This window comes from Stenotrophomonas sp. 63632_Sma, from assembly GCF_056482875.1.
On the sequence record NZ_CM151220.1, the window covers coordinates 3,945,796 to 3,972,514 of the forward strand.

Consider the following 26,719-nt stretch of genomic DNA (forward strand, 5'->3'; position numbering starts at 1 on the left):
CCATGGATACGCGCACCGCATCGTTCATCGTCAACCTCGACGTCCCCGATCTCGCCACAGCCGAAGCCTTCTACACCGCAGCCTTCGGCCTGCGCATCGGCCGCCGTCTAGGCCCGGGCGCCGTGGAGCTGCTCGGTGGGCCAGCGCCGCTGTACCTGCTGCAGAACGAGGCCGGCAGCGCCGCCACCGATGATGGCGACGTGCGCGACTACGAGCGCCACTGGACCCCGCTGCACCTGGACTGGGTGGTGGATGACATCGAGGCCGCACTGGTCCGTGCGGTTGCGGCCGGGGCGACGCTCGAACAGCCTGTGCGCGAGCGCCGCTGGGGCCGCATCGCCGTGCTGGCCGATCCGTTCGGGCATGGCTTCTGCCTGATCCAGTTCAGCGGCGAAGGCTACAACGCGCTGGTCGAATGACCGGCGCGCCGTTCACCACGGCAACGGCACTGCTTCACCGTTGGCGCGCTCACCGTAGTACAGCGACGGCAGCAGGCGCGAGAGGAAACTGAACTCCGTGTAGCAGTGCTTGAGCAGGCCCAGGCCGACCGCATCGCCGGCATCGCAGTGCGGATCGGTGCTGTCCAGGCCGAGCACGAAGCGGCTGCGCAGCACGCAGCCAAACGGCGTATCGCGCGCGACATGCAGCATCTGCCCGTCGCAGGGATCACCGTTTGCATCCAGGCGTACGTGATCTCCGAAGCCGATGCGCGCGGCGATCACCGCCGACACATCGCCTGCATCCTGTGCCACCTGCAGGCGCTCGGGCACCAGCAACGTGCGCGGGTCATGGAACTTCAAACGCGCCGCCACCGGCGGAATATCGGCCAGCGATTCCACCGCGTGGATGCTGGCACCGTGGTAGCTGCGTCCGCGCTGCCAGGCCGCGTCCCAGCCGCGATGCTCGACATGATCGACCGGATGCCACCAGCGGATGTGCTGTGTGGTCTCGAAGAAGGTGAACCACCAGTCCAGCATGCGGCCCTTGCAACCGTGCAGATCGGTACGCACCGCCACCAGCAGGGTGCCATCTTCGCGGCGCTGGATGCCGGTTTCCAAGCGCATCGGTGCGGGGTCGAGCAGATCGTGGTGGTCCAGCCAGGCGCGGGCGTTCACAGCGGTATCCATCGGGGTCTCCTGCATGTCGGGAGACCCGACAATACGGAAACGCTCTTCGTTTCGCAATTATCCGAATGCGGTAAGATGGGCGCAATGAACAGCACCACCCTGCCCGAGCCACCCTCACCAATCCGCCGCCGCGGCCGCCCTGCGCGGCCGGAAGCCGAAGTCCGCCACGCCGTGCTGCAGGCCACGCTGGAGCTGCTGCTGGCACAGGGTTACGAGGCCACCACCATCGAAGCGGTGGCGGCGCACGCCGGGGTAGCGAAGAAGACCGTGTACCGCCACGCCAGCAACCGCGAGGAACTGGTCGGGTTGGCCGTGCGCGAGTGGACCGACGGCTTCGCGCCGCAGTTGCAGCGCGATGCGCACGACGCCGACGAGGTGATGCCGTTGCTGCAGGCCATCCTGCACGCGGTGTGCGCGCAGGCACTGTCGGCGCAGGCAGTGCAGGTATTCCGCCTGCTGGCCACCGACTTTCCCGGCAAGGACGCGCTGCTGCAGGCCTATCTGGACAATGGCATCGAACGCGGCCGTGCGCTGCTGGCCGACTGGCTGGCGCGTCAGCAGCAGCGCGGGCTGCTGCGCGAGGGAGATGCCGCGTGCATGGCACGGCTGATCCTGGCGATGGCCGTGGCCGAGCCGCTGCGCGAACGCGTGATCGGTGTGGTGGCCGAGGATGCGCCGGTAGAGGTGCATCTGCGTGATTGCCTGGAATTGTTGGCACCCGTACTGCAGGTGCCGTAGCCGGCCGCATCCACGCATGGCGAGGTTCTACCGGCAGCGCTTCGGATCAGGTCACGCCTGCACGTAGGGCATTTCGCTGTCGATACCGTCGAACGCGATCAGCTGCAGCAGCGGCTGCACGTCCTCGTCACTGATCTCACCCGCAGTGATGTCATCCACGCGTGCATACAACGCCTCCAGCGCCGCTACCTGGTCCCCTCGCAGCCAGCCACGATGGGTACCGAGCCAAGCCTGCAGATTGGTTCTGATATCGCCCTCCGAAAGCAGCGACTCCTCTTCCTCCAGCTCCACCACCGCTTCGGCCATCTTGCGGAACAGGAAGTCCTGGAAGTTCGCGGCCAGCAGATCGGCGCGATCATCGTCATGCCAGACCAGCAGCACCGGCGAATCGCTGGAACCCGGTGCATTGGTCCAGAAACAGTAATGATCACCCGCGCCGGTGCGCGCGAACGGCAGCAGTTTCAGGTCATCGCGCAGCGGGTTGTAATGATCTTCGGTAGTCAGATCTTCCCACGCTGCGCGCAGTTCGCTCGGCTCGATCGGTTCATAGTCGTTGGCATACAGCAGTACCGGCGGCTGCGGCTGCACCTGCGGGAACACCGTGCGGTACCAGTTCGGGCCCTGCTCGCCCCAGCTGAAACGGTTGCCTTCCACCAGCTGGCGGAACAACGGCGGGAAGGTCTGGCCGGAAGCCTGTTCGAGATCGGCGAGCATGCTCAATGACGTCCTTTTGTTGAGAAGACTCACTCTAGCGGGTGAACGCCATCCCCGCATGGCGCGGATCCACTCGGAAAGCTCTCGTTGGAGCCGGTCATTGGACGGCACTGCGCCATCCACCGCGATTCACTCGCGCAGCATATCCACGAACGCACGCAGCGCACCGGGCATCTGCCGCTGCTTCGGGTAGTACAGCGCGAAGCCGGCGAACGGCTCGCTCCAGTCTTCCAGCACCGCCACCATCTGGCCCGATTCGATGTACGGCCTTGCCGTGTCTTCCAGCACGTAAGCCAGGCCGATGCCATCGAGTACCGCGCCGACCACGGTGCCCTGCTCGCCCAGCGTCAGCCGCCCCGGCACGTCGATCTCCAGCGCCTGCCCACCGCGCTCGAACTGCCATTTGTACAGATGCCCGCTGGCGAAGCGGAAGCGGATGCATTCGTGTGCAGCGAGATCGCGCGGATGCTGTGGCGCCGGGTGCCGCCGCAGGTAGTCCGGCGAGCCGACAATCAGCCCGCGCAGCGGTGGCCCCATCGGCACTGCCACCATGTCCTCGGGCACGAATTCATGCAGGCGCACGCCGGCGTCGTAGCCCTCGGCCACGATGTCGACCAGGCCATCGTTCTCGGTCAGCTCCACCCGCACGTCGGGATGGGCGTGCAGGAAGCGCGCCAGCCGTGGTCCCAGCTGTGTCGCCACCGCCGCACGGGTAGCATTGATGCGCAGCAGGCCAGCCGGTGCGGCGCGGAACTGGTTCATCTCTTCCAGTGCGTCATGCACCTGCCCCAAGGCCGGCTGCAGGCGCTCCAGCAGCCGCTGCCCGGCCTCGGTCAGGGCCACGCTGCGGGTGGTGCGATGGAACAGGCCCACGCCCAACCGTTCTTCCAGCGCGCGGATCGCATAGCTCACCGCCGAGGTCGACAGCGCCAGCTCCGCACCGGCACGGCGGAAGCTGCGATGGCGGGCGACCGCAGCGAACGCGGCCAGGTGGGAGAGATTGTCAGTGGCCACGATTGTGCAGTTTCACTTGATGAATCATGCCGATATCCGGGCTTCTGGCCGCTGGGTACGGGGCGTATTGTAAAGCGCCTTTCGACAAACCCTGCCAAGGATTCCCCATGTCCCTCGCCCGTGGTTACGCCGCCCATTCACATACCGACCCGCTGATCCCGTACGAATTCGAACGCCGCGCGGTCGGCCCGGACGATGTGCGCATCGAGATCCTCTACAGCGGCATCTGCCATTCCGACCTGCACCAGGCCCGCGACGACTGGGGTGGCTCGATCTACCCGATGGTGCCCGGCCACGAGATCATCGGCCGCGTCACCGAGGTCGGCAGCAACGTCACCCGCTTCAAGGTCGGCGACCACGCCGGCGTGGGCTGCATGGTCGACTCGTGCCGCCACTGCGACGCCTGCGAGCACGACCTGGAGCAGTACTGCGCCGAAGGCGCGACCTGGACCTACAACGGCCGTGAGCGCGAAAGCGGCGCGCCGACGTATGGCGGCTATTCCGACCACGTGGTGGTCGAGCAGCGCTTCGTGGTGAAGGTGTCCGACACCCTCGACCTCAAGGCCGCCGCCCCGCTGCTGTGCGCCGGCATCACCACCTGGTCGCCGCTGCGCCACTGGAAGGTCGGCCCGGGCCAGAAGGTCGGCGTGATCGGCCTCGGTGGCCTCGGCCACATGGGCGTGAAGTTCGCCAAGGCCCTCGGCGCGCACGTGGTGATGATCACCACCACGCCTGAAAAGGGTGCCGATGCCAAGCGCCTGGGCGCCGATGAAGTGCTGGTCTCGCGCGATGCCGCGCAGATGAAGGCGCACGCCGGCAGCTTCGACTTCCTGCTCAACACTATTCCGGTTGGCCATGACACCAACCCGTACATGGGCCTGCTCAAGCGCGAGGCCACCATGTGCCTGGTCGGCGTGCTGACCGAACTGGATCCGCCGCTGACCGGCGGCAGCGTGATCTTCGGCCGCAAGCACCTGACCGGCTCTGCGATCGGCGGCATGGCCGAAACCCAGGAAATGATGGATTTCTGCGCCGAGCACGGCATCGTCAGCGATGTCGAGATGATCGACATCAAGAACGTCAACGAAGCCTGGGAGCGCATGGCGAAGAACGATGTGCGCTACCGCTTCGTGATCGACATGGCGACGATGAAGAACGCCGCCTGATCGATCGGCGACTGTGAACGAAGAACCCCGGCACTGCCGTAATGCTGTTCACTTAAGCGGTGCAGCCTTGCGATCGACGGGATAACGGGTTTTGGAGATCTTCACCGTCCTCGGAGTTGTTGGCCGGGGACGGTGCTCCAGGAAGAGGCTGGCGACGCCGGATCGCAGCTGGGATAAACGCCTTCCGGTAGCCGAAGCGGGTTGTGCCGCCGCCATCACGATCAGCTGCGCGGCGATGTAGTGGCAGGCAGGTTTGAAACGTATCTCCGAGGGTGCGCGGCCGTAGGCAACCGCCGCTTGGCTCGCCTCGCGGCGGATGATGTTGTACGCCAGCAGCAGCCCCCATACTTCCTGATACACCAGCTCGACGGTCTTGCTGCGCAGGGTCACTGCATTTCGCTGCATCGAGCTTTTGAGATCGCGGAAACCCAGCTCGATTTCCCAGCGCTCCTGATAGAGCGCGGCTACGGCTTTTGTGCTGTAGGTCCCTGCCGGTAGCGACGTCAGCACCGTCTTGATCCTGCCCTGATGCTCGTAGCTCACTTCACGCACCCGCCAGTGCGTGGGCAGTGCGGGATTCTTCTTCCGCGCCTGTGGAGAAACGCGCATTTCCAGCAGCCGATCATGCGCGTTGTAGCGCTCCACTTCTTCGGCCACCAGATTGCTCCGCGAGGGCGTAAGCCAGTGCCGCTCAGTACCGTTTCCGGCCAGGCTCAACAGCAGATCCGCGCCCCAGAAACCCTTGTCCAACAGAGTAATCGAGCGATCCGGGATCTTCTCGAAGAAGTCCTCTGCCAAACGCATTTCGCCTCGACGGTAGGGGCTGAGCCGGGCATCGAGCATGATGTGCGAGCGCACGTTCATCAGCGCCACCAGCCGCATCAGCGGATAAGGCGTCTGCCGTTCGGTGCCGGTATTGCCCGACCCAAAATGCGCACGTAGTTCTGGCGTGTCTGCGGTGCGCAGCAGGGCACCGTCAACGGCCAGCACCTGCAGGCCCTGCCAGTCATCGTCGGGATAGCGCTCGGCACCCCAATGCTGGCCGCACCTGCGGAAAAGATCCTCTACCGGATCTGCGCCAAGCCGCGCGCGAGCCTGGCTGATGCCGCTGCGTGCAGGCAGATCCAGCGATGCAAGGCCTTGGGCACAGATGTTCAGTCGCCTGGCCACCTCATGCACCGGTTCATCGCGGAACAGGGCCATGCCCAGCACCAGCCACAACACCTGATCGCTGGGTAATCTGCGCCTGCGGATGGAGGCCTGCGAGGAGAGTTCCAGCGCGCTGGACACCCATTCCACCGGGATGTTCTGGGTGAAGGTGCTCAGGTCGGAGAAATTGAACAGGTCACCAAGGTCGAGCAGTTGCTGTTGGATGGGCACAAAAAATCCGATGCCAGAAGACTGGCATCGGATTCTGATTGGCTCAGCTGCTTAAGTGAACAGCATTACGGCACTGCCGGGGTTTCTTGTTTGCGTTGCACGGCCCGTCCGCCGGGCCATGCCCGGCGAGCGAAGCGGTTGCCTCCCTCCTTGGGCATGACGAAGATCAAGGACCCGGCCACCAGCCGGGCGCAGACTCGCTGCATGGCCCGCCTGCCCTCCCCCGCGATGCTGATGCGTGCGCCACACCGGCTGCTGTTCTTCATCGGCGCCAGCAACCTGCTGCTGGCGATGCTGTGGTGGGCGTTGTGGCTGGGCGCGCTGCGCGGGCTGTGGGCACCACAACCGCCGCCCCTACCTGCGGCATGGCTGCACGCCCTGCTGATGCAGTACCTGGTACTGCCCAGTTTCATCTTCGGCTTCCTGCTCACCGTGTTCCCGCGCTGGATGGCACAGCCGGAGCTGCCACGCAGCCGTTATGCGCCGGTCGGCATCGGCCTGTTTGGTGGGCAGGCGTTGCTGATTGCCGCCGCCTGCGGGTGGACACCCGGGCTGTGGCCCGGCCTGCTGCTGGCACTGGCCGGCTGGAGCGCCGGACTGATCGTGCTGGGACGCGTGCTCAAGGCCGCCGGTCCCAACCGCAACTGGCATGCGCGCGCCTGCTATGCCGCACTGCTGCTGGGCTGGCTGGGGCTGCTGCTGTTCATGGCGGTGGGGCGCGGCCACGCCACGCTGATGCCAGTCACGGTGGCACTCGGCACCTTCGGCCTGCTGCTACCGGTCTACCTCACCGTCGCGCACCGGATGATCCCGTTCTTCGCCAACAACGTGGTGGATGACTATGTGGCGTGGCGCCCGCTGCGCTGGTTGGCTGCGATGTGGGCGCTGCTGATGCTGCGCCTGCTGTTGAGCGCGTTGCAGGTCGACCACCTGCTGTGGCTGGCCGATGCGCCGCTGCTGATGTTGTCGCTGCAGGCGCTATGGCACTGGTGGCCACGCGGGCCGATGCCGGGCCTGCTCGCGGCCCTGTTCCTGGCACTGGCGTGGCTGCCGATCAGCTTCGCGTTGTATCTGCTGCAGGACATCGGCCAGATGCTGGGCCATCCGCAACTGCTCGGCCGCGCGCCGCTGCATGCCCTCGCCGTGGGCCTGTTCGGCAGCCTGCTGGTGGCGATGGTGACCCGGGTCACCCAGGGCCATTCCGGCCGACCGCTGGTGATGCCGGCAGTGGCCTGGTTTGCGTTCGTCGCGCTGCAGGCGGTGGCGATCATGCGCATCGCTGCCGAACTGATGCCCGACGCCTATGCGTGGCATTTCGCCGCAGCCATCGGCTGGTTGCTGGCCTTGGCACCGTGGGTGGCGCGGCTGGGCTGGATCTACCTGTGCCCACGGCGCGACGGCAAGCCGGGCTGACATCACCGCTGGGCATGGCACCATGGTGGGCATGTCCGATATCCCGTTCGATCCCACCGCAATCACTACCTTCGCCGATGGCGACCCTGACGAGAATCCCTGGGTTCTCGGCGCGCCGCAGCCGGAAGCGCTGCAGGTGGTGCCCTGGTCCACGCTGTGGGCCGACCAGTTCGAGCAGCAGCGCACGCAGCTGCAGGCGGCACTCGGCAACAACGCGCTGGGCATTGAGCACGTCGGCTCCACCGCGGTGCCGGGCTTGCCCGCCAAACCGGTACTGGACGTCGACCTGCTGGTTGCCGATCCCGCCGACGAAGCGGCCTGGCTGCCACCGCTGCAGGCACTGGGCTACGTGCTTACCATCCGCGAACCCTCGTGGTACCAGCACCGCATGCTGCGGCTGGACGTGCCGCGCGTGAACCTGCACGTGTTCGCACCTGGTTGCGCCGAGCACATCCGCCACTGCTTGTTCCGCGATTGGCTGCGCAGCCATGAAGACGACCGCAGGCGCTATGCACAGGCCAAGCAGGCAGCACTGCAGGGCAATGCCAACGTGCAGGCCTACAACCGCAGCAAGCAGGATGTGGTTCGCGGCATCTACGCGCGCCTGTTCGCAGCGCGCGGGTGGTGACGCAACGGCAGGTGCCCGCCCCGGTTGGCACCCGCCGGAACAGTGTCAGTACGCGAACTCGCGGAACACCGGATCGACGTCGCCGTGCCAGCGGCCATGGAACAGCGCCAGCTTGCGTTCGGCCGGGGTCAGGCCGGACTCGACGATCTCCTGCAGCACGTCCAGGAACTTGCTCTCGTCCTGGCCGTCGGCATTGCGCGCCGCGCGGCGCTTGAGGCCTTCGACGGAAATCTTCACCGCTTCACGGGCCAGGTCGCGCACGCTGCCAGTGCGGAACGGCAGGTTCATCGCATGCGATGGCACGCCGTCGCGCAGTGCATGGCGCTCGGCCAGGGTGAAATCCCGTACCAGGTCCCAGGCCGCATCCAGTGCGGTGTCGTCGTACAACAGGCCCACCCAGAATGCCGGCAGCGCACACAGGCGGCTCCACGGGCCACCGTCGGCACCGCGCATTTCCAGATACTTCTTCAGGCGCACTTCCGGGAACGCGGTGGTCATGTGGTCCGACCAGTCGCGCAGCGTCGGCAGCGCGCCCGGCAGCACCGGCAGCTTGGCCTGCATGAAATCGCGGAAGCTCTGCCCGCTGGCGTCGTGGTAGATGCCATCGCGGTAGGAGAAATACATCGGCACGTCGAGCAGGTAATCGACATAGCGCTCGTAACCGAAGCCATCCTCGAACACGAAGTCGAGCATGCCGGTGCGGTCGGCGTCGGTGTCGGTCCAGATGTGCGAGCGGTAGCTCAGGTAGCCGTTCGGCTTGCCTTCGGTGAACGGCGAATCGGCGAATAGCGCGGTGGCGATCGGCTGCAGCGCCAGCGACACGCGGAACTTCTTCACCATGTCCGCTTCGGTGGCGTAATCCAGGTTCACCTGCACCGTGCAGGTGCGGGTCATCATGTCCAGGCCCAGCGAGCCGACCTTGGGCATGTAGGCGCGCATGATCTTGTAGCGGCCCTTCGGCATCCACGGCATCTCATCGCGCTTCCACTTCGGCTGGAAGCCCATGCCGAGGAAGCCGAGCTGCAGCTCACCTGCCACCTGTGCCACTTCGTTGAGATGGGTGCCGGTCTCCACGCAGGTCTGGTGGATGGTCTCCAGCGCCGCGCCGGACAGTTCCAACTGGCCCGCCGGTTCCAGCGTGACCGAGGCACCATCGCGCAGCAGGGCGATCGTGTTGCCGTTCTCCTGCACCGGCTCCCAGCCGAAGCGGACCAGGCCGTTGAGCAGTGCCTCAATGCCGCGCTCGCCCTCGAAGGTCGGCGGGCGCAGGTCATCCAGGCGGAACCCGAACTTCTCGTGCTCGGTGCCGATGCGCCACTGCGCGCGGGGTTTCTCGCCGGAGGCGATCACCTCCACCAGCTGCGAGCGGTCGGTAATGGGTGTATCGGCGACGTGGCTGGGGCTCGACAAGGGGAAGGCTCGCTGGACAGTGGCGGGGGATGTGGGGCCCGGGGCCTTCCATCGCAAGGGCGCACTATAGCGTGGCGACCCGTTGCGTCATGCGACGGAGACGGTTTTCAGCATCCTACCGACGCCCTCTTGACCCTCGTACACTCGGGGCCATGAGCCGCCATTCACGACACCCCGAACTGCACCGCTCCGAGCGCGTCGGCTGGCTGCGTGCCGCCGTGCTGGGGGCCAACGATGGCATCGTCTCGGTGGCCGGCCTGGTGGTCGGCGTGGCCGCCAGCGGCGCCTCCGCGGCGACCATTCTGGCCACCGGCGTGGCTGGCACCGTGGCCGGCGCGATGTCGATGGCTGCTGGAGAGTATGTCTCCGTGCAGACCCAGGCCGACACCGAAGACGCCGACCTGGCGATGGAAAAGCGCGAACTGCACGAAGATCCGCACAGCGAGCTGGAAGAGCTGACCGCGATCTACCGCCACCGCGGCCTGGAGCCGGCGCTGGCGCGGCAGGTGGCCGAGCAGCTCACCGCCCACGACGCACTGGGCGCCCACGCCCGCGACGAGCTGGGCATCACCGATACCCTGCGCGCGCGCCCGCTGCAGGCAGCGCTGGCCTCGGCCGGCGCCTTCACCTGTGGTGCGGCACTGCCGGTGCTGACCGCGCTGCTCGCGCCGGTCGACAAGGTCGCGATGATGACCACCGCCAGCACCCTGCTCGGCCTGTGCCTGACCGGCGCGATGGCGGCCCAGGCCGGCGGCGCACCGCCGGTACGCGGCGCGATCCGGGTGATGTTCTGGGGCGCGTTGGCGATGGCCGCGGCCGCCGGCGTCGGTCGCCTGCTCGGCGCACACGTGACATGACCGCCATGCTGCCCCCGGCCACCGCACTGCTGGCCGAGATGGCCAGTCTGGCAGGCTGTGAGCGCGCCGAAGGCTATGCCTGCATCACCGCCCGTCGCGAGCATGGCGCCAGCTCGGTGGAGATTCCGCAACCGCAGTTCGCGATCCTGCTGGAGGGCCGCAAGCAGGTGCGCACCGCGCACCAGTCGCTGGAATTCATCCCCGGCGACATCCTGCTGCTGACCCAGCGCTGCCGGATCGATGTGGTCAACACGCCCGACCCGGGGACCGGCCGCTACCTCAGTGCCATCGTGCCGCTGTGTGCCGAAGTGCTGGCGGCCGCACGCACGCTGTGGAGCGAGGACCTTCCCGCCCCTGGCCAGGCGATGGCACGTCTGCCGTTGATCGACCATGGCCCGGTGCTGCGGCAGTGGCGGCAATCGCTGCAGGACGGCCGCTACAGCGAGGCACGATTGGCCCTGGCCTCGCTGGTGCTGACCCTGTGCCGGCAGGGCCACGGCAACCTGCTGCTGCCGCAGGCGCCGAGCCTGGGCGAACAGATCCGCGACCGCATCGCCGCCGAACCGGCACGCGACTGGCAATCGCGTGATGTGGAAGAACAGTTCGCGCTGAGCGGTGCGACCCTGCGTCGTCGTCTCGCCGCCGAGGACACCAGCCTGCGCCAGCTGCTCACCGAGGCCAGGCTGGCGCATGGCATGCAGCTGCTCTACACCACGGACCTGCCATTGAAGACCGTCGCAGCACGCGCGGGCTACCGGTCTGCGGCGAGTTTCAGCAAGCGCTTCGCCGAGCAGTACGGACTGGCTCCCACAGACATTTGAAGGGGTTCGGCAGGGCTGCGCCCTGCACCCGCAGAGGCAACGGCAACGGCCGAAGCAACAGCAACAGCAACAGCGGCTATCCGAGGGATGGCGGGGCGGTGTCGGAGTGCGGGGACGCTGCAAGTACGTCCCTGTAAGCTTGGCAGCCGCATCCATGCGGCTGACACCCCGCACTCCGACACCGCCCCACCTCCGACAGATCTCCGCGGCTGTTGGTAGGTGTCGACCTTGGTCGACACTTCTGTCAGATATCGAATGAGTCATCCACGCATGGCGTGGATCTACTGTGTCGACCAAGGTCGACACCCACCAGAGCAGTTTGCCGTTCCGACAGATCGCAGAAAACTGTCGAAGGCGGGGTGGGTCCGGTTGCGGGGGCGTGAGCCGCATGGATGCGGCGACCGAGCTTACATGGACGTACTTGCAGCGGCCCCCGCAACCGGACCCACCCCGCCATCCCACGGATAGCCCGCTGTTGCTGTTGCCTCGGCTGTTGCTGTTGCTGTTGCTTCGGCTGTTGCTGTTGCTTCGGCTGTTGCTGTTGCCTCTGCGGGTGCAGGGCGCAGCCCTGCAGACAACACCCCTTCCCTGAGCATTCCGCGTAGTGGTTTGAGCGCCGCACACACGTCGACCACGGCACGCTATACGGCAACGGAACCGCCCGTCGTCCACCGAGAACCACCATGACCCTGCGTCCCCTGCCGCTGCACCGCGCCCTGCTGTTGGCCCTGTCATCCCTGCCACTGGCCGCGCTGGCCGAAACCACGTCGCCTGCCCCCACCCAGCAGGTCCCAGGCGTCTACCACCAGCGCGTCGGTGCGCTGCAGGTCACCGCCCTGTTCGATGGCGTGGTCGCGCTGGGCCGGCAGGAAGTCGTGGGCGTGCCGCCGACGCTGGTCAGCCGCCTGCTGGAAGGCCGTTACGTGCCCGAAGACAAGAAGGGCCTGCAGACCGCGATCAATGCTTTCCTGGTGCGCCAGGGCAACCACCTGACCCTGGTCGATACCGGTACCGCGCAGTGCTTCGGCCCCGGCCTGGGCCAGGTGCTGGGCAACCTGCGCGCCTCCGGCGTGGACCCGGCCGAGGTGGATGAGGTGCTGCTGACCCACGCCCATCCGGACCATCTGTGCGGCGTGCTCGACGCGCAGGGCAAGCCGGCCTACCCGAACGCCACGGTGTGGCTGTCCAAGGCCGATGCCGACTACTGGCTCAACCCGGCCAGCGAGGCCACCGCGCCGAAGGGCGTGCGCTTTGCCTTCCCGCTGGCGCGCAACGCGGTAGCGCCCTATCAGGCCAGCGGCCACCTGCGCACCTTCAGTCCCGGCGATGCCCTGCCCGGTGGCGCGGTGGCGATGGACACCCATGGCCATACGCCCGGCCATGTCTCCTACCGGTTCGACAGCCAGGGCCAGTCGCTACTGGTGTGGGGTGATGTGCTGCACTTCCACGCAGTGCAGTTCGCGCACCCGGAGGCGGCCTTCGAGGCCGATTCGGACCGCAAGGCGGCCATCGCCAGCCGTCGCGGCCTGCTGCAGCAGGCCACCGCCAACGGTTGGTGGGTGGCCGGTGCGCACCTGCCGTTCCCCGGTCTGGGCCATGTGCGTGGCGAGGGCAAGGCCTATGCGTGGGTGCCGGCGGAGTATTCGCCGTTGAAATGAGGTATCGCCGACCAGCGGCCGGTACTACCCGGAAGCAGACCGGTCGCGCCGGGCCATGCCCGGCCCTACCGGCCGGGTGCCGAGCGCTGCGCGTCCCGTAGTTCGTCCAGGTACGGCAACAGTTCCTGCAGCGCCAAGTACAAACCCGCTTGCCGCGCGTCCATCCGGATCGCCTGCCACTGCGCGTGTTCGAAGATCCCGTCATCAGAACAGCTGAGCGAGGTCGCATCAAGCTCAGCGCAGGATGCGCGAAGCCTCAGCAGCGCCTGCTGGCCCAATGGCGGCACCTGATCGGCCAGACCGTCCATGACGGCCACCAGAGGCGTCAGGACCGACGACTGGACCTCACAGGCAAGACACTGCGGCAGCTTTGCCGCTTGGCCCAATGCGTCCTGCTGGAGGAAATCGAGGGCAGAGAGCAAGGTGCAGGCCGCTTCGACGCGGGCACCGTCACCCGCCCCGTGCCATTGCCAGAACGTTGCTGCAAATCCTTCCATCCGTACACCCCGATGAAAAGGCAGGCGACCGCTGGCCGCCTTATTCCAGCCCCAGCCAGCCGCCGATGATGCCGCGGGCTTCGTCCACACCGGTGCGGGCGGCGCCGGAGAACACCTGCACGCTGACCGTATCACCGAAGGAGGAGTGCAGTTCCTTGCGCACCTTCTGCAGGGTCTGCATCTGCTGGCTGCGGCTCAGCTTGTCGGCCTTGGTCAGCAACGCATGCGCCGGCAGGCCACGCTGCACGGCATAGGCCAGCATCTGCCGGTCGTAGTCCTTCAGCGGGTGGCGGATATCCATCACCACCACCAGGCCCCTCAGCGCATTGCGGGTGCGGAAGTAGCGGTCGATGAAGGCCTGCCAGTGCGCCTGCAGGTCCAGCGGCACCTTGGCGTAGCCGTAACCGGGCAGATCGACCAGATGGGCTTCCGGGGTCACCTGGAAGAACACCAACTGCTGGGTGCGGCCGGGGGTCTTGGAGACCCGGGCCAGGCTGTTCTGGCGGGTCAATGCGTTGAGAGCACTGGACTTGCCGGCGTTGGAGCGGCCCGCAAAGGCCACTTCGGCCCCCTCATCGGGCGGCAGCTGCCCCATGTTGTGGGCAGAGAGGTGGTATTGGGCGCGTTCGATGAGCAATGACATGTGCATAGGATCGCATGTTGTGGCACCGCGCGCCCGGCCCCGGGCCCTCCGCCGGGAAAATGCTGCACTGCTGCGTTGACCGTGCGCGGAAACGGCGTTGATAATCCGGACGATGCCGTGGCTGCCGCCCGGCCCGGTCCATACGGAGCTTTAGCATGCGCCACGCTCGCGTTCTTGCCGTATCCGCCCTTGCCACTGCCGTAGTCGTTGCCGCCGCTGCGTTCGCGCAGACCACGTTGACCCCGCTGCCCGACAACGGGCCGATCAACACCGCCTCGCTGGAGGTCGATTTCAGCAAGACCCACTGGGGCGATGCCAAGGCCGGCCAGACCAAGGCCTCGGCCTGCGCGGCCTGCCATGGCGCCGACGGCAATTCCACGGTGGAGATGTACCCGTCCATCGCCGGCCAGAGCGAACGCTACGTCGCCCAGCAGATGGCCCTGATCGCCAATGGGCAGCGCAGCTCCGGCGCGGCGGTGGCGATGGTGCCGTTCGTGCAGAACCTCACCCCGCAGGACATGCGCGACATCGGCGCGTTCTTCGCCACGCAGAAGGCCACTGCCGGCATCGCCGATGACACGGCGGTCACCGACGGCCCCTACAAGGGCATGAAGTTCTACGAGATCGGCCAGCAGCTGTACCGTGGCGGCGATGCCAAGCGTGGCCTGCCGGCCTGCATGGCCTGCCACGGCCCCAGCGGCGCCGGTAATCCGGGGCCGGCCTATCCGCACATCGGTGGCCAGCACGCCAGCTATGTCGCGCGCCGCCTGCAGGAATACCAGGCCGGCCAGACCAACGAGACCGACAAGGCGCACTTCCAGATCATGGCTGCGGTTGCGCAGAAGCTGAGCGAGCAGGAGGTGCAGGCGCTGTCGAGCTACCTGCAGGGCCTGCACAACAAGGCCGACGACGTGGCCGTTGCCACCGCGCCGGCACAACCGGCTGCCGCCCCCTGACCACCACTGGTCGGCCCGGGTCGCCACGCCGGCCCGCGGCTGCGGTATGTTTCCTTCACGCCGGCGACCGCGCCGGCGTTGCTTTTTTCAACGGAGATGCGTGTCGATGAGGTTGATTTCCCGCCTGCTGTTGTCTTTGCTGGTGCTGCTGCCGCTGGTAGCCTGCGCCGCCACCCCCGCCAATGCCCCGCTGGTTGAAGGCAAGGATTACGAGCGCATCGCCCAGCCGGGCCCGTTCCAGCCGCTGGCCGGCAAGATCGAGGTGGTCGAGGTCTTCGGCTACACCTGCCCGCACTGCGCCCGTTTCGAACCGCAGCTTGAAGCCTGGGCAGCGAAGCTGCCGGCCGATGTGCGCTTCACTCCGGTTCCGGCAGCCTTCGGCGGCGCCTGGGATGCCTGGGCACTGGCCTACTACGCCGCCGACGAAGTCGGCGTGGCCAAGCGCAGCCATGCCGCCGTGTTCAAGGCCCTGCACCAGGACGGCTCGCTGCCGATGCAGAACGTCTCGGCCGATGAGCTCGCCAACTTCTACAAGGCCTATGGCGTGACCCCGGACCGTTACCTGCAGGTCCTGCGCGGCGATGCCGTACAGAAGAAGGTCGATGCCGCCCGCGCGTTCGCCCAGCGCACCAAGATCCCCGGGACCCCGGCGCTGATCATCAACGGCCAGTACCTGGTCCGTGGCGACAGCTTCGACGACCAGCTGCGCATCGCCTCGGCGCTGATCGCCCAGGCCCGCGCAGCCCGCGGCCGCTGAACCAACACCCACCACCGACACGGCGCTGTCGCCGCCGCGTGTCATCATTTCCCCCTGGCCGGCGCATGACGCCGGCCCCACCTTTCCAGATGCTGGAGACGTTTCCATGAAGATCCGTTACGCCCTCGCCCTCGCAGCGCTGCTGCCGATCCTGGCGGCCTGCAAGGCCGACGACGGCAGCACCAACACCACCGCGGCCCCGGCCGAACCGGCTGCAGCTCCGGCGACCACCGAACCGGCCGCTCCGGCCGCGGGTACCGAAGGCGCCGCCCCGGCCGCTGCCGAAGGCGAGAAGGCCGCGGCTGAATCCGCCCCGGCCGCTGCACCGGCCCCGACCACCACCGCACTGACCGGCCCGGCCCCGGTGGAAGGCGCCGACTACCAGGTGATCCCGAACGGCCAGCCGTTCCAGCCGGCCGCCGGCAAGATCGAAGTGACCGAGATCTTCGGCTATGTCTGCCCGGCCTGCGCCGCGTTCCAGCCGCTGGTCGGCCCGTGGAAGGCCGGCCTGCCGAGCGACGTGAACTTCGTCTACGTGCCGGCCATGTTCGGCGGTACCTGGGACAACTACGCCCGTGCCTTCTACGCCGCGCAGACCCTGGGCGTGCAGGAGAAGACCCACGAAGCCCTGTACGCTGCCATCCATTCGCAGAAGACCCTGAAGGGCGAGCGCGGCACCGATTCGGTTGACGACATCGCCAAGTTCTACGGTGCCTACGGCGTGGATCCGAAGCAGTTCGCCGCCACCATGGGCAGCTTCGCGGTGAATGCCAAGACCAACTCGGCCAAGCAGTTCGCCCAGCGCAGCCAGATCAGCGGCACCCCGTCGATCATCGTCAATGGCAAGTACCTGGTGAAGGGCAAGAGCTTCCCGGACATGCTGCGCATTGCCGACCACCTGATCGCCCGCGAACGCGGTGCGGCCCAGGCTCACTGATCCAAGAGAAGCGTTTCCCGGCCGTGAATTCCCCCCGTACACGGACCCTGCGCTTGCTGACGGCCAACATCCAGGCCGGCTCAAGTACCCGCCGCTACAGCGACTATGTGACCCGCAGCTGGTCACATGCGCTGCCGGCGGGCCGCAAGCGCAGCAGCCTGGACGCGATCGCCACCCTGGCGCGCGAACATGACATCGTCGGCCTGCAGGAGGCCGACCCGGGCAGCCTGCGCTCGGGCTTCACCAACCAGACCCACTACCTGGCCCAGCGTGCCGGCTTCAACTACTGGAGCCACCAGCCGAACCGGCGCATGGGCGGGGTCGCCTCCAGCGCCAACGGCCTGCTGAGCAAGCTGGAACCGGTGGAAGTGCAGGATCACGCCCTGCCCGGCCGCATCGGCGGGCGCGGCGTGCTGCTGGCCAAGTTCGGCGACGGCGCCGATGGCCTGGCGGTAGCGGTAGCCCATCTGTCGCTGGGCGCGGGTTCGCGGATGTCGCAGCTGGGCTTCATCGCCGAGCTGCTGTCCGACCATCCCAATGCGGTGCTGATGGGCGACTTCAACTGCCTGGCCGAACGCCCGGAAATGCAGGTGCTGTACCAGAAGACCCGCCTGCAACCACCGGGCTGCATCGTGCCGACCTTCCCCAGCTGGCGCCCCGATCGCGCCATCGACCACATCCTGGTCAGCAGCGGCCTGCAGACCCGCACCGTGGAAGCCGTACCGGCCGCGTTCTCCGATCACCTCGCCCTGGCGATGCAGATCGACGTCCCGGCGGACGCCCTGCGCTGACCGCTCCTGGTGGGTGCCAACCTTGGTTGGCACGCTCTCCGCCGGGCATGGCCCGGCGCTACCCCGCCTGCACCACCGGCACCTTCAGCCGCCGCGCGGTCATCGTGCTGCCCACCGAGGCCAGCACCGTGCAGCCGATCGCCAGCCACTGCAATCCATGCAGGTGCTCGTGCAGCAGCAGCATCGCCCACAGCGCGGCTACTGCCGGCTCCATGCTGATCAGGATGCCGAAGGTCTCCTTGGGCAGGCGCTTGAGCGCCATCATCTCCAGCGACATCGGGATCGCGCTGGACACCAACGCCACCAGCAGGCCAGCGGCCAGGATCTTCGGATCGAGCAGTGCGGCGCCGGCATGCACCACGCCCACCGGCACCACCACCAGCGACGCCGCCAGCAGCCCCAGCGACACCGAATGCCCGGCGTGCAGATGGCCGGCACGCTTGCCGAACACGATGTACAGGCCCCAGCACGCCGCCGCACCCATGGCATACAGCACGCCGGCCGGATCCAGCGCCGGGCCGCCACCGATCGGCAACAGCAACAGCAGCCCCACCGCCGCGCAGCCCACCCACAGGAAGTCGATCGGTCGTCGTGATGACAGCATCGCCACCGTCAGCGGCCCGGTGAACTCGATGGCCACCGCGATGCCGAAGGGAATCGTGCGCAGGGCCATGTAGAACAGCAGGTTCATCAGGCCCAGGGTGAGCCCGTAGCGCAGGATGGTGATCGCATCCACGCGGCTGGTCTTCCAGCGCCATGGCCGCCAGAACAGCAGCAGCAACAGCGCCGAAAAGCCCACGCGCAGCGCGCTGGTGCCCTGGGCACCGATCAGCGGGAACAGGTGTTTTGCGTAGGAGGTGCCGATGGCCAGCGAGGTGACCGAGCCGAGCACCGCCAGCGCCGGCAACATCGGCGCGAGTCGTGAAGTCTGCATGCGCAAAGTCTATTGCGCCGGCGCCGAGCACTTGGCTCAATTGACGGCCCGTTCGTGCAACTTCTGCTCGCCATGGCCATCGCCCCCGTGCTCGACAGTTTCGACCGCGCCATCCTCGACCTGCTGCAGCGGGACAACACCCTGCCGCAGCGCGAAATCGCCGAGGCCGTGCACCTGTCCACCCCGGCCGTGCAGCGCCGCATCAAGCGCCTGCAGGACAGCGGCGTGATCGCGGCCAATGTAGCGGTGGTCGCCGCCGCCAAGGTCGGGCGGCCGCTGACCATCATCGTCGAGGTGCGCGTGGTCAGCGAGCAGCGCGAGCGGGTGGCGCCGTTCAAGCGCCGCGTGCAGGACGACCCGGCCGTGCAGCAGTGCTACTCGATCACCGGTGACGGCGATTTCCTGCTGCTGCTTTCGGCGGCGTCGATGGAAGAGTACGAGGCGATCACCGAGCGCTTGTTCGGCGGCGATGACAACATCGAGCGCTTCCGTACCTCGGTGGCACTGGGCACCTTGAAGCGGAGTTTCGAGGTCCCGCTGGCACCGGTTCTGTAGCGTCGAGCCATGCTCGACTGCGTTTTTACCGCAGAGCAACAGCCGTCGAGCATGGCTCGACGCTACAGTCGGAGACCATGAGCACTCCTTCCTCTCCTGCCGGTCGCCTGCGCCGCTGGCTGCTGCGCGGCCTGTGGCTGGCCATTGCCGTCGTTGCCGCGATGGCGCTGTGGAACAGCCCATGGGCGGCCACGCCGAGGATGCTGTGGAGACTCTCGCGCATGCCGCCGGCCACCGAACTCCCGGTGCCGGTGGAGGGTGTGCGCCCCCGCCAGATCGCCGATACCTTCGGCGCGCCGCGCGGCCGCGACCGCTCCCACGCCGGCATCGATATCTTCGCCCAGCGCGGCACGCCGGTGCGCAGCGTCACTGCCGGCGTCATCGCGGATGTCAGCGAACGCGGCCTCGGTGGCCGCCAGGTCTGGGTGATCGGGCCCGGGCGGGAACGCTACTACTACGCGCATCTGGAAGGCTGGGCCGAGGGCCTGGCGCGCGGCCAGGTGGTGCAGGCCGGTGACCTGCTCGGCCACGTGGGCGACAGCGGCAATGCCAAGGGCACGCCGCCGCATCTGCACTGGGGCATCTACGCCACGAACGGCCCCCGCGACCCGTTGCCGCTGCTGCGCTGACCACCATTGCGCCCCCGCGGATCGATCCGTTCATGATTTGTAAATAGGAATTGTTCGTATTACCATTTCTTTCGTTTCCGGTGGTGCCAGGACGGCCTGCCCGCCCTTCCCCTACCCGTAGCGCCTCGCCTCCTGGATGCCGGCCGAACGCGCGTGCTCGTCCAGGACCCCCATGACCCGTCCCGCCTTCCGTACCCTGCAGCCGCAGCGGCTGTCCGTTGCCGTGCTTGCCGTTCTCTGCGCCGTGGCCCCGGCCGCCTTCGCCGACACCGCCGCCGATCCGACCACGCTGGACAAGGTGGTGGTCAAGGGCGAACGTGCCGAAGGCTATTCGGTGCGCCGCACCTCGGCCGGTACCCGCTTCGATCTGGCACCGCGCGAGATCCCGCAGTCGGTCAGCATCATCAGCCACCAGCGCATCGAAGATCAGAAGCTGGACGACATCATCGACGTGCTGGCCAACACCACCGGCGTGACCAGCACCCAGTCCGACAGCGAGCGCACCGAGTTCTACGCGCGTGGCTTCTACATCGATGCCTACCAGTTCGATGGCCTGCCGACGCAGATGGTGCAGAACTGGAGCTACGGCGATTCCGGCCTCGATCTTGCGCTGTACGACCGCGTGGAAGTGGTACGCGGCGCTACCGGCCTGCTCAGCGGTGCCGGCAATCCGTCCGCCTCGGTGAACCTCATCCGCAAACACGCCGACAGCGCAGAACTGACCGGCAGCATCTCGGTGAACGTCGGCAGTTGGGGCCGCACACGCACCACCGTGGACGTGGGCACCGCGCTGAACGCCAGTGGCACGGTGCGCGGCCGGGTGATCGGCAGCTACCTGGACACCGATGGTCAGATGGACCGCTACAACCAGCGCAAGACGCTGGGTTATGCCGTCATCGACGCCGACCTGACCCCGGACACGCAGCTCAGCGTAGGCTACGACTACCAGCAGAAGCGCGCCAACGGCGCGACCTGGGGCGGCTTCCCGATGTGGTACGCCGATGGCAGCCCGACCAACTATCCGACCTCGTTCAATCCGTCGCCGGACTGGACCTACTGGGACACCACCAGCAAGCGTGCGTTCGCCACCCTGCAGCATGCCTTCAGCAACGGCTGGAAGTTCAAGATCGGCGCCACCCACGACCGCACCAAGGCCGACGACAAGCTGTTCTATCCGGCCTACACCGCGTTCAACAAGACCACCGGCGCCGGCATCACGCCGATGGCCGGCTTCTACAACACCGAGCGCAAGGTTGATGGCATCGATGGCTACATCGATGGGCCGTTCCAGCTGTTCGGCCGCGAGCACCAGTTCATGGCCGGCCTGAGCTACAACAAGCGTGAGTTCGCCAACTATGGTGATTTCCAGCCTGACTTCAACGATCCGAATGCACAGTACCTGCCGCTGGCCAGCTACTTCGGCTGGACCGGTGATTTCCCGCAGCCGAACTGGCGACCGCTGAAGCTTGCCAGCCAGGGCACCATCACCCAGAAGGCCGGCTATGCCGCCGCACGCCTGTCGCTGGCTGATCCACTGAAGCTGATCATCGGTGCGCGCTACACCGACTGGAAGAGCGAAGACGAAGGCAACGACCGCTCGCACAAAGTGACCACGCCGTATGCCGGCCTGGTCTACGACATCAACGATACCTACTCCGCCTACGCCAGCTATACCGAGATCTTCCAGCCGCAGACGCTGCGCAACAAGCAGGGCAGCTACCTCGATCCGGTCGATGGCAAGAGCTACGAAGTCGGCGTCAAGGGCGCGTGGTTCGACAACCGGCTGAATGCATCCGTGGCAGTGTTCCGCATCGAGCAGGACAACGTTGGCCAGGCAACCATGGACAAGGTCGACGGGCAAATGAACGAGACCGCCTACATCGCTGCACGTGGCACCGTCAGCCGTGGCTTCGAGTTCGAAGTGAATGGCGAACTGGCACCGGGCTGGAACGCGACCTTCGGTGCTTCACGTTACGTGGCCAAGGACATCAACGGCGCCGACATCAACACCAACCTGCCGCAGACCGCGCTGAAGCTGTTCACCAGCTACACCCCGCAATCGCTGCAGGAACTGACCGTCGGCGGCGGTGCCAACTGGCAGAACCGCATCTACTACGCTGCGCCGGTAGTGGGCCGTTTCGAACAGGAAGGCTACGCGCTGGTCAGTGCCTTCGTGCGCTACCGCATCTCGCCGGAGTTCAGCGTGCAGGCCAACCTCAACAACCTGCTGGACAAGAAGTACTACTCGCAGATCACCGGCTACGGTGCCTACGGCGACGGCCGCAATGGCTCGCTGACGTTCACCTGGGCGTTCTGATCCAACCGGCCTTGTAGCGTCGAGCCATGCTCGACTCGATCACACGGGGTCGTCGAGCACGGCTCGACACCACAACGGGGGCGCTCGGCGCCCCCTTTGCCGCGCTGCCCTTGCAGGTGTAGCGTCGCGCAGACGGATACCTCCGCGCCTTTCCCCTCCAAGACGACCGGCCATGCGCACCCGCACGAAACTCGGTCTCTCGCTCGTGGCCCTGTTCTCTTCGCTGCCGCTGATGGTCGCTACAGGCAATGGCTACTTCATCCTGCTTCTGCTGATCGGCCTGCCCGCAGCGATCCTGTTCTGGTTCGATCTGGGCCGTGAACTGCGCGCCATCCCCACTCCCACCCGCTCCGAGCGCGCGCTGGGATTGGCAATGGGCATTCCACAGGTGCTGTTCGGACTGTTGTGCGCGGGGATCGGCCTGATCCTGGTGGCCTGGATCCTGTACAACCTGCTGGTCCAAACACTGCCACAGTTCCGCATTCCCTCACTGCCCGCCTTCGCGGTCGGGCCGATGATGATCGTGGCCGGGCTGGGATGGGCACGCACCGCGTTCCGCCGTGCCAGCCTTGAACAGGATGACCCAGAACAGGACATTCCGGATTGACCACCTTCATGGAGTCGAGCATGGCTCGACGCTGCAACGGCGCCGGGCTGAGCCCGGCGCCGTCCCTTCATCAGAAACGCAGGTCCGCGCGCAGGTACCAGTAGCGGCCACGCGGGATGTCATAGGTCGAAGCGTCGTAACCGTTCAACGAGCACGACAGGCAGATCGGCGGATCCTTGTCGAACACGTTGTTCAGGCCAGCGGTCAGCTGCAGCCCCTTCATCCAGTCGATCTTGTAGCCCACCTGCATGTCATGGAAGGTGGTGGCCGACAGCGTATTGGTGCCTGCGGCCTGGTTGCTGCAGACCGGGAATACAGAGGCGTCACCGCAGTTCTCGGTCAATTCGGAGATATGCCGAACGGTCCAGTTGGCACTCCAGCGGTCCAGCGTCCAACCGATGCTGGCATTGCTGGTCCATTCCGGAATCGAGCTGTCGGCCACTTCCACGCCCGGCTTCTGCGGCTGCTTCTGGCCCGCCGCACCGGTGGCCTCGTAGCGGCCGACGAACGTGTTCTTCCAGCCCAGCTTGAACTGGCCGATCGAGCTCTGCGGCAACGTCCAGAACAGATCCACGTCCCAGCCATCGGTCTTGATCGAGCCGAGATTGGTCAGGCGGTTGTTGAAGCTGCTCACTGCACCGGTATTGGCGCGGGTGATGCCATCGCAGTAGATCGGATCCAGCGTTTCCACGCACAGGTCCAGCTGGGTCTGCGCGTTGATTGCCTGGATCGCGCCATCGATGGCATGGCGATAGAAGGTCACCTCCACGTCGAAGCGCTCGGACCACGAGGTGTTGTTGCCAAACCACGGGCTCCACACGAAACCGGCACTGAAACTGCGCGAGCGCTCCGGATCCAGCTCGCGGTTGCCGCCGGTGGTCACCGAGATCTGCGAGTTGGCCTGCTGGAAGCCGGCCGGCACGCCCAGCGCGGCACAGTTGGCGGCGCTGCCGCGCGGCGGCGTACCGCCCAGGCCCACCGAGCATGGATCGAACAACTGCAGGTCGGCACGCGCGGCCGAACCGTACAACTCACCGATCGACGGTGCACGGAAGCCCTCGGCATAGGTCGTGCGCAGCACGAAATCGTCGGTCACCTGCCAACGCAGGCCGTACTTGGGCGTGAATTCGCCACCGAAGGTGGAGTAGTCCGAATAGCGGCCGGCCAGGCTGAGGTCCAGCTTCTTGCCGAATGAAGAGTCGGCGAAGATCGGCACGCTCAACTCCAGGTAGGCCTCGTTGACGTCATACGAGCCGGATGTCGGCTGCGAAGGCACGCCGTTGTAGTGGCCCGCCACCGTCAGCGGATCGGGCTGGTACGAACCCTCGTACTTGCGATACTCGAAGCCGGTAGCGAACGACACCGGGCCGGCCGGCAGCGTGAACAGGTCGCTGGACAGGTTGGCGGTGAACAGGCTCAGTTCGTTCTGGCTGCGGTCACGCACCACCGGCTGGATCCACTTCAGCATGTCCGGAGTGATCGAACCGGCACCGCCGAAGATGTTCAGCGGCACGCAGCCCGGGGTCGCCGCACAGACGGACGGATCGCCCAGCGCCATGTTGACGTTGTAGATGTTGTAGCTGCCGTAGTTGGTCTGTTCGGCCTTGTTCTTGCTGTACATGCCGTTGACGTCCCAGTACCAGCTGCGGTCAGCCGCCTGGAAGTTGCCGACGAAGCCGGTGGCGAAATACGTGGTGTCCACTTCCTGCTTGAACACGCGCGCGCCGCCCTCTACTGGACGGCGACCGATCAGGCTCAGGTTGTCACCCGAGACCAGGTCGAAGCCGAACGGGTTGTACGGGTTGAGCGCAGACACGGTGATGTTGTCGGCCAGCGGATTGCCGGTGGCGCCATCGGGACCGAAGAACAGCGGCTCCGGGCCGGCCTGGTTGGTCGACTCACGGCGGTTGCCCAGTGCCTTGACGTACCACTGCACGTTGTCGGTGATGTCGAAGCGGAACTGACCGAACAGGCCCTTACGCTCCGACGGTGTCAGCACCATGTTGTATTCGGCGAAGTTGAAGCGATCAGCACTGGTGAAGCAGTGATAGTCATCGGTGCGCGCGCAGCCGGCACTGCCGTCGTAGCGCGGGTTGCTCACGCCGGTATTGGGCACGATGTTCTGCACCGCACCGGTGTTCGGGTCGGTGAACATGAAACGGCCCTGCGGAATGCCACCGCTGCCGAAGGCCAGGCCGGTGCCGGGAATCGGGAAGCGCGACTGCTCGCGGTCCTTGGCGAACACCGGATCCTGCTTGGTCCAGCTGGCGCCGAGGAACAGGCTGAAGCGGTCGCCGCTCTTGCCCCAGGCCAGATCCACGCCCTTCTGCGTGCCATCGCCCTTGCTGTACTCGCCGTAGTTCAGGGTCACCTGGCCGCCATCGAAGTCGCGGCGGGTGATGATGTTGACCACACCGGCAATGGCATCGGAGCCATACAGCGACGACGCGCCATCTTCGAGCACTTCGATGCGCTCGACGATGGCCAGCGGAATGGTGTTGAGGTCGGTGGCCGAGCCCACACCGGAGGCGGACGACTCATTGACCCAGCGGATGCCGTCAACCAGCACCAGCACGCGCTTGGCGCCCAGATGGCGCAGGTCCACCTGCGCCGAGCCAGCACCTACACCACTGCCATCGGGCGGGAAGCCGAAGTTGCCGGACGAATTGAACTTGGCATTGAGCGCGGAACCGGAACCGGTGAGCTGCTGCAGCACTTCGCCGATCGAGGTCAGGCCGGTGCGTTCGATATCACCGCGGGTCAGCGTCTGGATCGGCACCTGGCCTTCGACTTCAGCGCGCTTGATGCGGGTACCGGTGACTTCCACCGCATCGAGGTTGGTGGTGGATTGTGCAGCGGCACCCAACGGTGCCAGGGTCATCACGCACAGCGCGACGGCAACCGCCAAAGGGCGGTGGTGCAGGTGATTCATTCGCTCTCTCTCCAAAGGAATGTCGGGACATGGGCTGCCGCACTCCCTCCCTGCATGGCGGCGCCGTCTCCTTTGTAAACAAGTGGTAAAAATCGCGGCGTGATGATCGACACTCTTTCACGCGGAATTGACGCAATTGCAGGCCGATTGCGTCAGATGGCTGCAGGTTATGACCGGACGATATTGTTCACGACAGGCAGCCTTGATGCCGGCTGCGACAGCGCGCGCCGGGGGCTGCCACATTCATGGAAAGGGTCTCTGCCGGACCGTTTCAGGAATAGTTTGAAATTCCCTCTTTCAGAAGGCGCCGCTAGTCGATCTAGCGCAGACTCGCACCTCCAGCCATTCGCGGGAGGGTCGATCATGAAAGCGGTGAGTGCGGTGCTGGGTGTCACGACGGTGATGACGCTGCTTTTTTCCCTGGCGGGCGAATCGAGAGCAGGCGGCGTGATCGAGTGCAACAACTGCCCTTCTCCCAACGATGCGGCCTTGGCCTCGGGAGAGGGATTGACGGTTGTGGTGGATTTCGAGAGAGCCGAGTTGACTGCTTTCGACGTTGAACGTGCCCCTGGGACCGGAAGGTGGCGAGCACATCCAACCCCGGTTCCAGCGCAGATTGAAATGGCCTTTCTGCGGATCCTGGATGCGACGCTGTCAGCAGGGGAAGCGCCGCTCATGCAGCAATCACCGCATGAGCGGCAGTGAGACATCGCACTACCGCACGAACGCAATGCGCTCCATGCCGGTCGCCTCGGCTGCGGCCAGAATCCTCGCCATGCCTTCGTATTCGGCCGCCGGATCGGTGGCGATACGCAGCTCCGGCAGGTTGCCGGCATGTTCGCCCGCCTGTGCCTGCAGGCGCGCCTGCAGCTCACTGATCGCCATCGGCTGGCCATTCCAGCTGAGCTGGTTGGCAGCGTCCAGGCGCAGCTCGATCGGCGGCGGCGGTTCGGGGCGATCGATCGTGCGATCGGTGGCCTGTGGCAACGGCACGGCAATCGGCCGGGCCACGATCGGCGCGGTCACGATGAAGATGATCAACAGCACCAGCATCACATCCACCAGTGGCGTGACATTGATGTCCGCCAGCGGGCCGCTTCTTCCTGCGCTACTGAACGCCATGTGCCGCTCCCTGCAGCCGGGCCGTTCGCCCAAGCTCGACACTACGTCGCCCGCAGGCTCGCGAGGCAGTGCCTGCTGCACGAGCATTCAGCTGCCGTTGCCGACCCATCGCGTGC

Annotated in this window: 27 protein-coding genes; 17 read left to right on the forward strand and 10 right to left on the reverse strand. The window is 66.4% G+C overall.

The window, feature by feature from the left end; translation table 11 throughout:
* Positions 1-2 precede the first annotated feature (2 nt).
* A complete protein-coding gene (locus tag ACZK45_RS18300; RefSeq protein ID WP_478445041.1) occupies positions 3-419 on the forward strand; it encodes a VOC family protein in 417 nt (138 codons plus the stop codon).
* A 12-nt stretch (positions 420-431) separates the two neighbouring features.
* On the opposite strand, the gene ACZK45_RS18305 is transcribed toward ACZK45_RS18300, so the two are convergent.
* Positions 432-1,127 (reverse strand): DAPG hydrolase family protein, encoded by a 696-nt coding sequence (locus ACZK45_RS18305; protein WP_107433164.1) that lies wholly within the window; start codon positions 1,125-1,127, stop codon positions 432-434.
* Positions 1,128-1,202: 75 nt separating this feature from the next.
* Here ACZK45_RS18305 and ACZK45_RS18310 point away from each other — a divergent pair, with 75 nt between their 5' ends.
* Positions 1,203-1,865, forward strand: a complete 663-nt coding sequence (locus tag ACZK45_RS18310) for a TetR/AcrR family transcriptional regulator (protein ID WP_049421841.1) — start codon at positions 1,203-1,205, stop codon at positions 1,863-1,865.
* Positions 1,866-1,916: 51 nt separating this feature from the next.
* Here ACZK45_RS18310 and ACZK45_RS18315 read toward each other — a convergent pair whose 3' ends face one another.
* Both ACZK45_RS18315 and ACZK45_RS18320 read right to left on the reverse strand, forming a co-directional pair.
* Entirely contained in the window at positions 1,917-2,579 is a 663-nt protein-coding gene (locus ACZK45_RS18315; RefSeq protein WP_478445042.1) for an SMI1/KNR4 family protein, read from the reverse strand.
* Positions 2,580-2,708: 129 nt separating this feature from the next.
* Positions 2,709-3,593, reverse strand: a complete 885-nt coding sequence (locus ACZK45_RS18320; RefSeq protein WP_049400266.1) for a LysR family transcriptional regulator — start codon at positions 3,591-3,593, stop codon at positions 2,709-2,711.
* Positions 3,594-3,700: 107 nt separating this feature from the next.
* Between ACZK45_RS18320 and ACZK45_RS18325 the strand changes: the two genes are divergently transcribed.
* Positions 3,701-4,759, forward strand: coding sequence for an NAD(P)-dependent alcohol dehydrogenase (locus tag ACZK45_RS18325; protein WP_005419275.1), 1,059 nt, complete (start codon positions 3,701-3,703; stop codon positions 4,757-4,759).
* A gap of 48 nt (positions 4,760-4,807) precedes the next feature.
* On the opposite strand, the gene ACZK45_RS18330 is transcribed toward ACZK45_RS18325, so the two are convergent.
* Positions 4,808-6,133, reverse strand: a complete 1,326-nt coding sequence (locus ACZK45_RS18330) for an IS4 family transposase (RefSeq protein WP_478445890.1) — start codon at positions 6,131-6,133, stop codon at positions 4,808-4,810.
* A 162-nt stretch (positions 6,134-6,295) separates the two neighbouring features.
* On the opposite strand from ACZK45_RS18330, the gene ACZK45_RS18335 reads away from it, so the two are divergent.
* Both ACZK45_RS18335 and ACZK45_RS18340 read left to right on the forward strand, forming a co-directional pair.
* On the forward strand, positions 6,296-7,552 hold the full coding sequence (locus tag ACZK45_RS18335; protein ID WP_478445043.1) for an NnrS family protein: 1,257 nt from the start codon (positions 6,296-6,298) through the stop codon (positions 7,550-7,552).
* A 31-nt stretch (positions 7,553-7,583) separates the two neighbouring features.
* Complete coding sequence (locus tag ACZK45_RS18340) at positions 7,584-8,180, forward strand: GrpB family protein (protein WP_346487065.1); 597 nt, start codon at positions 7,584-7,586, stop codon at positions 8,178-8,180.
* A gap of 45 nt (positions 8,181-8,225) precedes the next feature.
* Here ACZK45_RS18340 and ACZK45_RS18345 read toward each other — a convergent pair whose 3' ends face one another.
* The gene (locus ACZK45_RS18345) at positions 8,226-9,590 is read right to left on the reverse strand and encodes a glutamate--cysteine ligase (protein ID WP_478445044.1); all 1,365 of its coding nucleotides are present in this window, start codon (positions 9,588-9,590) and stop codon (positions 8,226-8,228) included.
* Positions 9,591-9,742: 152 nt separating this feature from the next.
* Between ACZK45_RS18345 and ACZK45_RS18350 the strand changes: the two genes are divergently transcribed.
* From ACZK45_RS18350 to ACZK45_RS18360, 3 genes are all read left to right on the forward strand, one after another.
* Entirely contained in the window at positions 9,743-10,447 is a 705-nt protein-coding gene (locus ACZK45_RS18350) for a VIT1/CCC1 transporter family protein (protein ID WP_049421856.1), read from the forward strand.
* Positions 10,444-11,268: a helix-turn-helix transcriptional regulator gene (locus ACZK45_RS18355; protein WP_049400270.1), complete on the forward strand. Its 825-nt coding sequence runs from the start codon at positions 10,444-10,446 to the stop codon at positions 11,266-11,268. The genes ACZK45_RS18350 and ACZK45_RS18355 overlap by 4 nt, the downstream gene beginning before the upstream one ends.
* Before the next feature lie 683 nt (positions 11,269-11,951).
* Positions 11,952-12,926: an MBL fold metallo-hydrolase gene (locus ACZK45_RS18360; protein WP_180838416.1), complete on the forward strand. Its 975-nt coding sequence runs from the start codon at positions 11,952-11,954 to the stop codon at positions 12,924-12,926.
* 65 nt (positions 12,927-12,991) lie between these two features.
* On the opposite strand, the gene ACZK45_RS18365 is transcribed toward ACZK45_RS18360, so the two are convergent.
* Entirely contained in the window at positions 12,992-13,423 is a 432-nt protein-coding gene (locus ACZK45_RS18365) for a hypothetical protein (protein ID WP_478445045.1), read from the reverse strand.
* A gap of 40 nt (positions 13,424-13,463) precedes the next feature.
* Complete coding sequence (gene yihA / locus ACZK45_RS18370; protein ID WP_041864681.1) at positions 13,464-14,066, reverse strand: ribosome biogenesis GTP-binding protein YihA/YsxC; 603 nt, start codon at positions 14,064-14,066, stop codon at positions 13,464-13,466.
* 155 nt (positions 14,067-14,221) lie between these two features.
* Between yihA and ACZK45_RS18375 the strand changes: the two genes are divergently transcribed.
* The 4 genes from ACZK45_RS18375 (at position 14,222) to ACZK45_RS18390 (ending at position 17,507) form a co-directional block, all read left to right on the forward strand.
* Positions 14,222-15,022 carry a c-type cytochrome gene (locus ACZK45_RS18375; RefSeq protein WP_032128969.1) on the forward strand — a complete coding sequence of 267 codons (801 nt, stop codon included), beginning with the start codon at positions 14,222-14,224 and terminating at the stop codon, positions 15,020-15,022.
* A gap of 106 nt (positions 15,023-15,128) precedes the next feature.
* Complete coding sequence (locus tag ACZK45_RS18380; protein ID WP_478445046.1) at positions 15,129-15,779, forward strand: thiol:disulfide interchange protein DsbA/DsbL; 651 nt, start codon at positions 15,129-15,131, stop codon at positions 15,777-15,779.
* A gap of 106 nt (positions 15,780-15,885) precedes the next feature.
* Positions 15,886-16,716 carry a thiol:disulfide interchange protein DsbA/DsbL gene (locus tag ACZK45_RS18385; protein WP_032128967.1) on the forward strand — a complete coding sequence of 277 codons (831 nt, stop codon included), beginning with the start codon at positions 15,886-15,888 and terminating at the stop codon, positions 16,714-16,716.
* Between the two features lie 53 nt (positions 16,717-16,769).
* Positions 16,770-17,507: an endonuclease/exonuclease/phosphatase family protein gene (locus tag ACZK45_RS18390; RefSeq protein WP_005419292.1), complete on the forward strand. Its 738-nt coding sequence runs from the start codon at positions 16,770-16,772 to the stop codon at positions 17,505-17,507.
* Between the two features lie 58 nt (positions 17,508-17,565).
* On the opposite strand, the gene ACZK45_RS18395 is transcribed toward ACZK45_RS18390, so the two are convergent.
* Positions 17,566-18,441: an EamA family transporter gene (locus ACZK45_RS18395; protein WP_032128972.1), complete on the reverse strand. Its 876-nt coding sequence runs from the start codon at positions 18,439-18,441 to the stop codon at positions 17,566-17,568.
* A gap of 72 nt (positions 18,442-18,513) precedes the next feature.
* On the opposite strand from ACZK45_RS18395, the gene ACZK45_RS18400 reads away from it, so the two are divergent.
* The 4 genes from ACZK45_RS18400 to ACZK45_RS18415 all read left to right on the forward strand — a co-directional run bounded on the left by ACZK45_RS18400 (position 18,514) and on the right by ACZK45_RS18415 (position 22,549).
* Complete coding sequence (locus ACZK45_RS18400) at positions 18,514-18,996, forward strand: Lrp/AsnC family transcriptional regulator (protein ID WP_032128965.1); 483 nt, start codon at positions 18,514-18,516, stop codon at positions 18,994-18,996.
* A 77-nt stretch (positions 18,997-19,073) separates the two neighbouring features.
* Positions 19,074-19,625: a M23 family metallopeptidase gene (locus ACZK45_RS18405; protein ID WP_125895801.1), complete on the forward strand. Its 552-nt coding sequence runs from the start codon at positions 19,074-19,076 to the stop codon at positions 19,623-19,625.
* Between the two features lie 172 nt (positions 19,626-19,797).
* Positions 19,798-21,942: a ferric-rhodotorulic acid/ferric-coprogen receptor FhuE gene (gene fhuE, locus ACZK45_RS18410; RefSeq protein ID WP_049421357.1), complete on the forward strand. Its 2,145-nt coding sequence runs from the start codon at positions 19,798-19,800 to the stop codon at positions 21,940-21,942.
* Positions 21,943-22,114: 172 nt separating this feature from the next.
* On the forward strand, positions 22,115-22,549 hold the full coding sequence (locus ACZK45_RS18415) for a hypothetical protein (protein WP_121504385.1): 435 nt from the start codon (positions 22,115-22,117) through the stop codon (positions 22,547-22,549).
* Positions 22,550-22,619: 70 nt separating this feature from the next.
* Here the strand turns inward: ACZK45_RS18415 and ACZK45_RS18420 are convergent, their stop codons facing one another.
* Positions 22,620-25,481, reverse strand: coding sequence for a TonB-dependent receptor (locus ACZK45_RS18420; RefSeq protein ID WP_032128961.1), 2,862 nt, complete (start codon positions 25,479-25,481; stop codon positions 22,620-22,622).
* Between the two features lie 99 nt (positions 25,482-25,580).
* Here ACZK45_RS18420 and ACZK45_RS18425 point away from each other — a divergent pair, with 99 nt between their 5' ends.
* Positions 25,581-26,186 carry a hypothetical protein gene (locus ACZK45_RS18425; RefSeq protein WP_478445047.1) on the forward strand — a complete coding sequence of 202 codons (606 nt, stop codon included), beginning with the start codon at positions 25,581-25,583 and terminating at the stop codon, positions 26,184-26,186.
* Between the two features lie 9 nt (positions 26,187-26,195).
* Here ACZK45_RS18425 and ACZK45_RS18430 read toward each other — a convergent pair whose 3' ends face one another.
* The gene (locus ACZK45_RS18430; protein WP_478445048.1) at positions 26,196-26,603 is read right to left on the reverse strand and encodes an ExbD/TolR family protein; all 408 of its coding nucleotides are present in this window, start codon (positions 26,601-26,603) and stop codon (positions 26,196-26,198) included.
* Positions 26,604-26,719: the final 116 nt, after the last annotated feature.

What these genes read in the sequence shown, in the direction of transcription:
- yihA (WP_041864681.1), bottom strand. Translation starts at nt 14,066, where the DNA reads ATGTCATTGCTCATCGAACGCGCCCAATACCACCTCTCTGCCCACAAC.
- ACZK45_RS18400 (WP_032128965.1), top strand. Translation starts at nt 18,514, where the DNA reads ATGGCCATCGCCCCCGTGCTCGACAGTTTCGACCGCGCCATCCTCGAC.
- ACZK45_RS18355 (WP_049400270.1), top strand. Translation starts at nt 10,444, where the DNA reads ATGACCGCCATGCTGCCCCCGGCCACCGCACTGCTGGCCGAGATGGCC.
- ACZK45_RS18430 (WP_478445048.1), bottom strand. Translation starts at nt 26,603, where the DNA reads ATGGCGTTCAGTAGCGCAGGAAGAAGCGGCCCGCTGGCGGACATCAAT.
- ACZK45_RS18300 (WP_478445041.1), top strand. Translation starts at nt 3, where the DNA reads ATGGATACGCGCACCGCATCGTTCATCGTCAACCTCGACGTCCCCGAT.
- ACZK45_RS18360 (WP_180838416.1), top strand. Translation starts at nt 11,952, where the DNA reads ATGACCCTGCGTCCCCTGCCGCTGCACCGCGCCCTGCTGTTGGCCCTG.
- ACZK45_RS18340 (WP_346487065.1), top strand. Translation starts at nt 7,584, where the DNA reads ATGTCCGATATCCCGTTCGATCCCACCGCAATCACTACCTTCGCCGAT.
- ACZK45_RS18385 (WP_032128967.1), top strand. Translation starts at nt 15,886, where the DNA reads ATGAAGATCCGTTACGCCCTCGCCCTCGCAGCGCTGCTGCCGATCCTG.
- ACZK45_RS18365 (WP_478445045.1), bottom strand. Translation starts at nt 13,423, where the DNA reads ATGGAAGGATTTGCAGCAACGTTCTGGCAATGGCACGGGGCGGGTGAC.
- ACZK45_RS18405 (WP_125895801.1), top strand. Translation starts at nt 19,074, where the DNA reads ATGAGCACTCCTTCCTCTCCTGCCGGTCGCCTGCGCCGCTGGCTGCTG.
- ACZK45_RS18315 (WP_478445042.1), bottom strand. Translation starts at nt 2,579, where the DNA reads ATGCTCGCCGATCTCGAACAGGCTTCCGGCCAGACCTTCCCGCCGTTG.
- ACZK45_RS18415 (WP_121504385.1), top strand. Translation starts at nt 22,115, where the DNA reads ATGCGCACCCGCACGAAACTCGGTCTCTCGCTCGTGGCCCTGTTCTCT.
- ACZK45_RS18310 (WP_049421841.1), top strand. Translation starts at nt 1,203, where the DNA reads ATGGGCGCAATGAACAGCACCACCCTGCCCGAGCCACCCTCACCAATC.
- ACZK45_RS18380 (WP_478445046.1), top strand. Translation starts at nt 15,129, where the DNA reads ATGAGGTTGATTTCCCGCCTGCTGTTGTCTTTGCTGGTGCTGCTGCCG.
- ACZK45_RS18325 (WP_005419275.1), top strand. Translation starts at nt 3,701, where the DNA reads ATGTCCCTCGCCCGTGGTTACGCCGCCCATTCACATACCGACCCGCTG.
- fhuE (WP_049421357.1), top strand. Translation starts at nt 19,798, where the DNA reads ATGACCCGTCCCGCCTTCCGTACCCTGCAGCCGCAGCGGCTGTCCGTT.
- ACZK45_RS18375 (WP_032128969.1), top strand. Translation starts at nt 14,222, where the DNA reads ATGCGCCACGCTCGCGTTCTTGCCGTATCCGCCCTTGCCACTGCCGTA.
- ACZK45_RS18350 (WP_049421856.1), top strand. Translation starts at nt 9,743, where the DNA reads ATGAGCCGCCATTCACGACACCCCGAACTGCACCGCTCCGAGCGCGTC.
- ACZK45_RS18395 (WP_032128972.1), bottom strand. Translation starts at nt 18,441, where the DNA reads ATGCAGACTTCACGACTCGCGCCGATGTTGCCGGCGCTGGCGGTGCTC.
- ACZK45_RS18305 (WP_107433164.1), bottom strand. Translation starts at nt 1,127, where the DNA reads ATGGATACCGCTGTGAACGCCCGCGCCTGGCTGGACCACCACGATCTG.
- ACZK45_RS18420 (WP_032128961.1), bottom strand. Translation starts at nt 25,481, where the DNA reads ATGAATCACCTGCACCACCGCCCTTTGGCGGTTGCCGTCGCGCTGTGC.
- ACZK45_RS18335 (WP_478445043.1), top strand. Translation starts at nt 6,296, where the DNA reads ATGACGAAGATCAAGGACCCGGCCACCAGCCGGGCGCAGACTCGCTGC.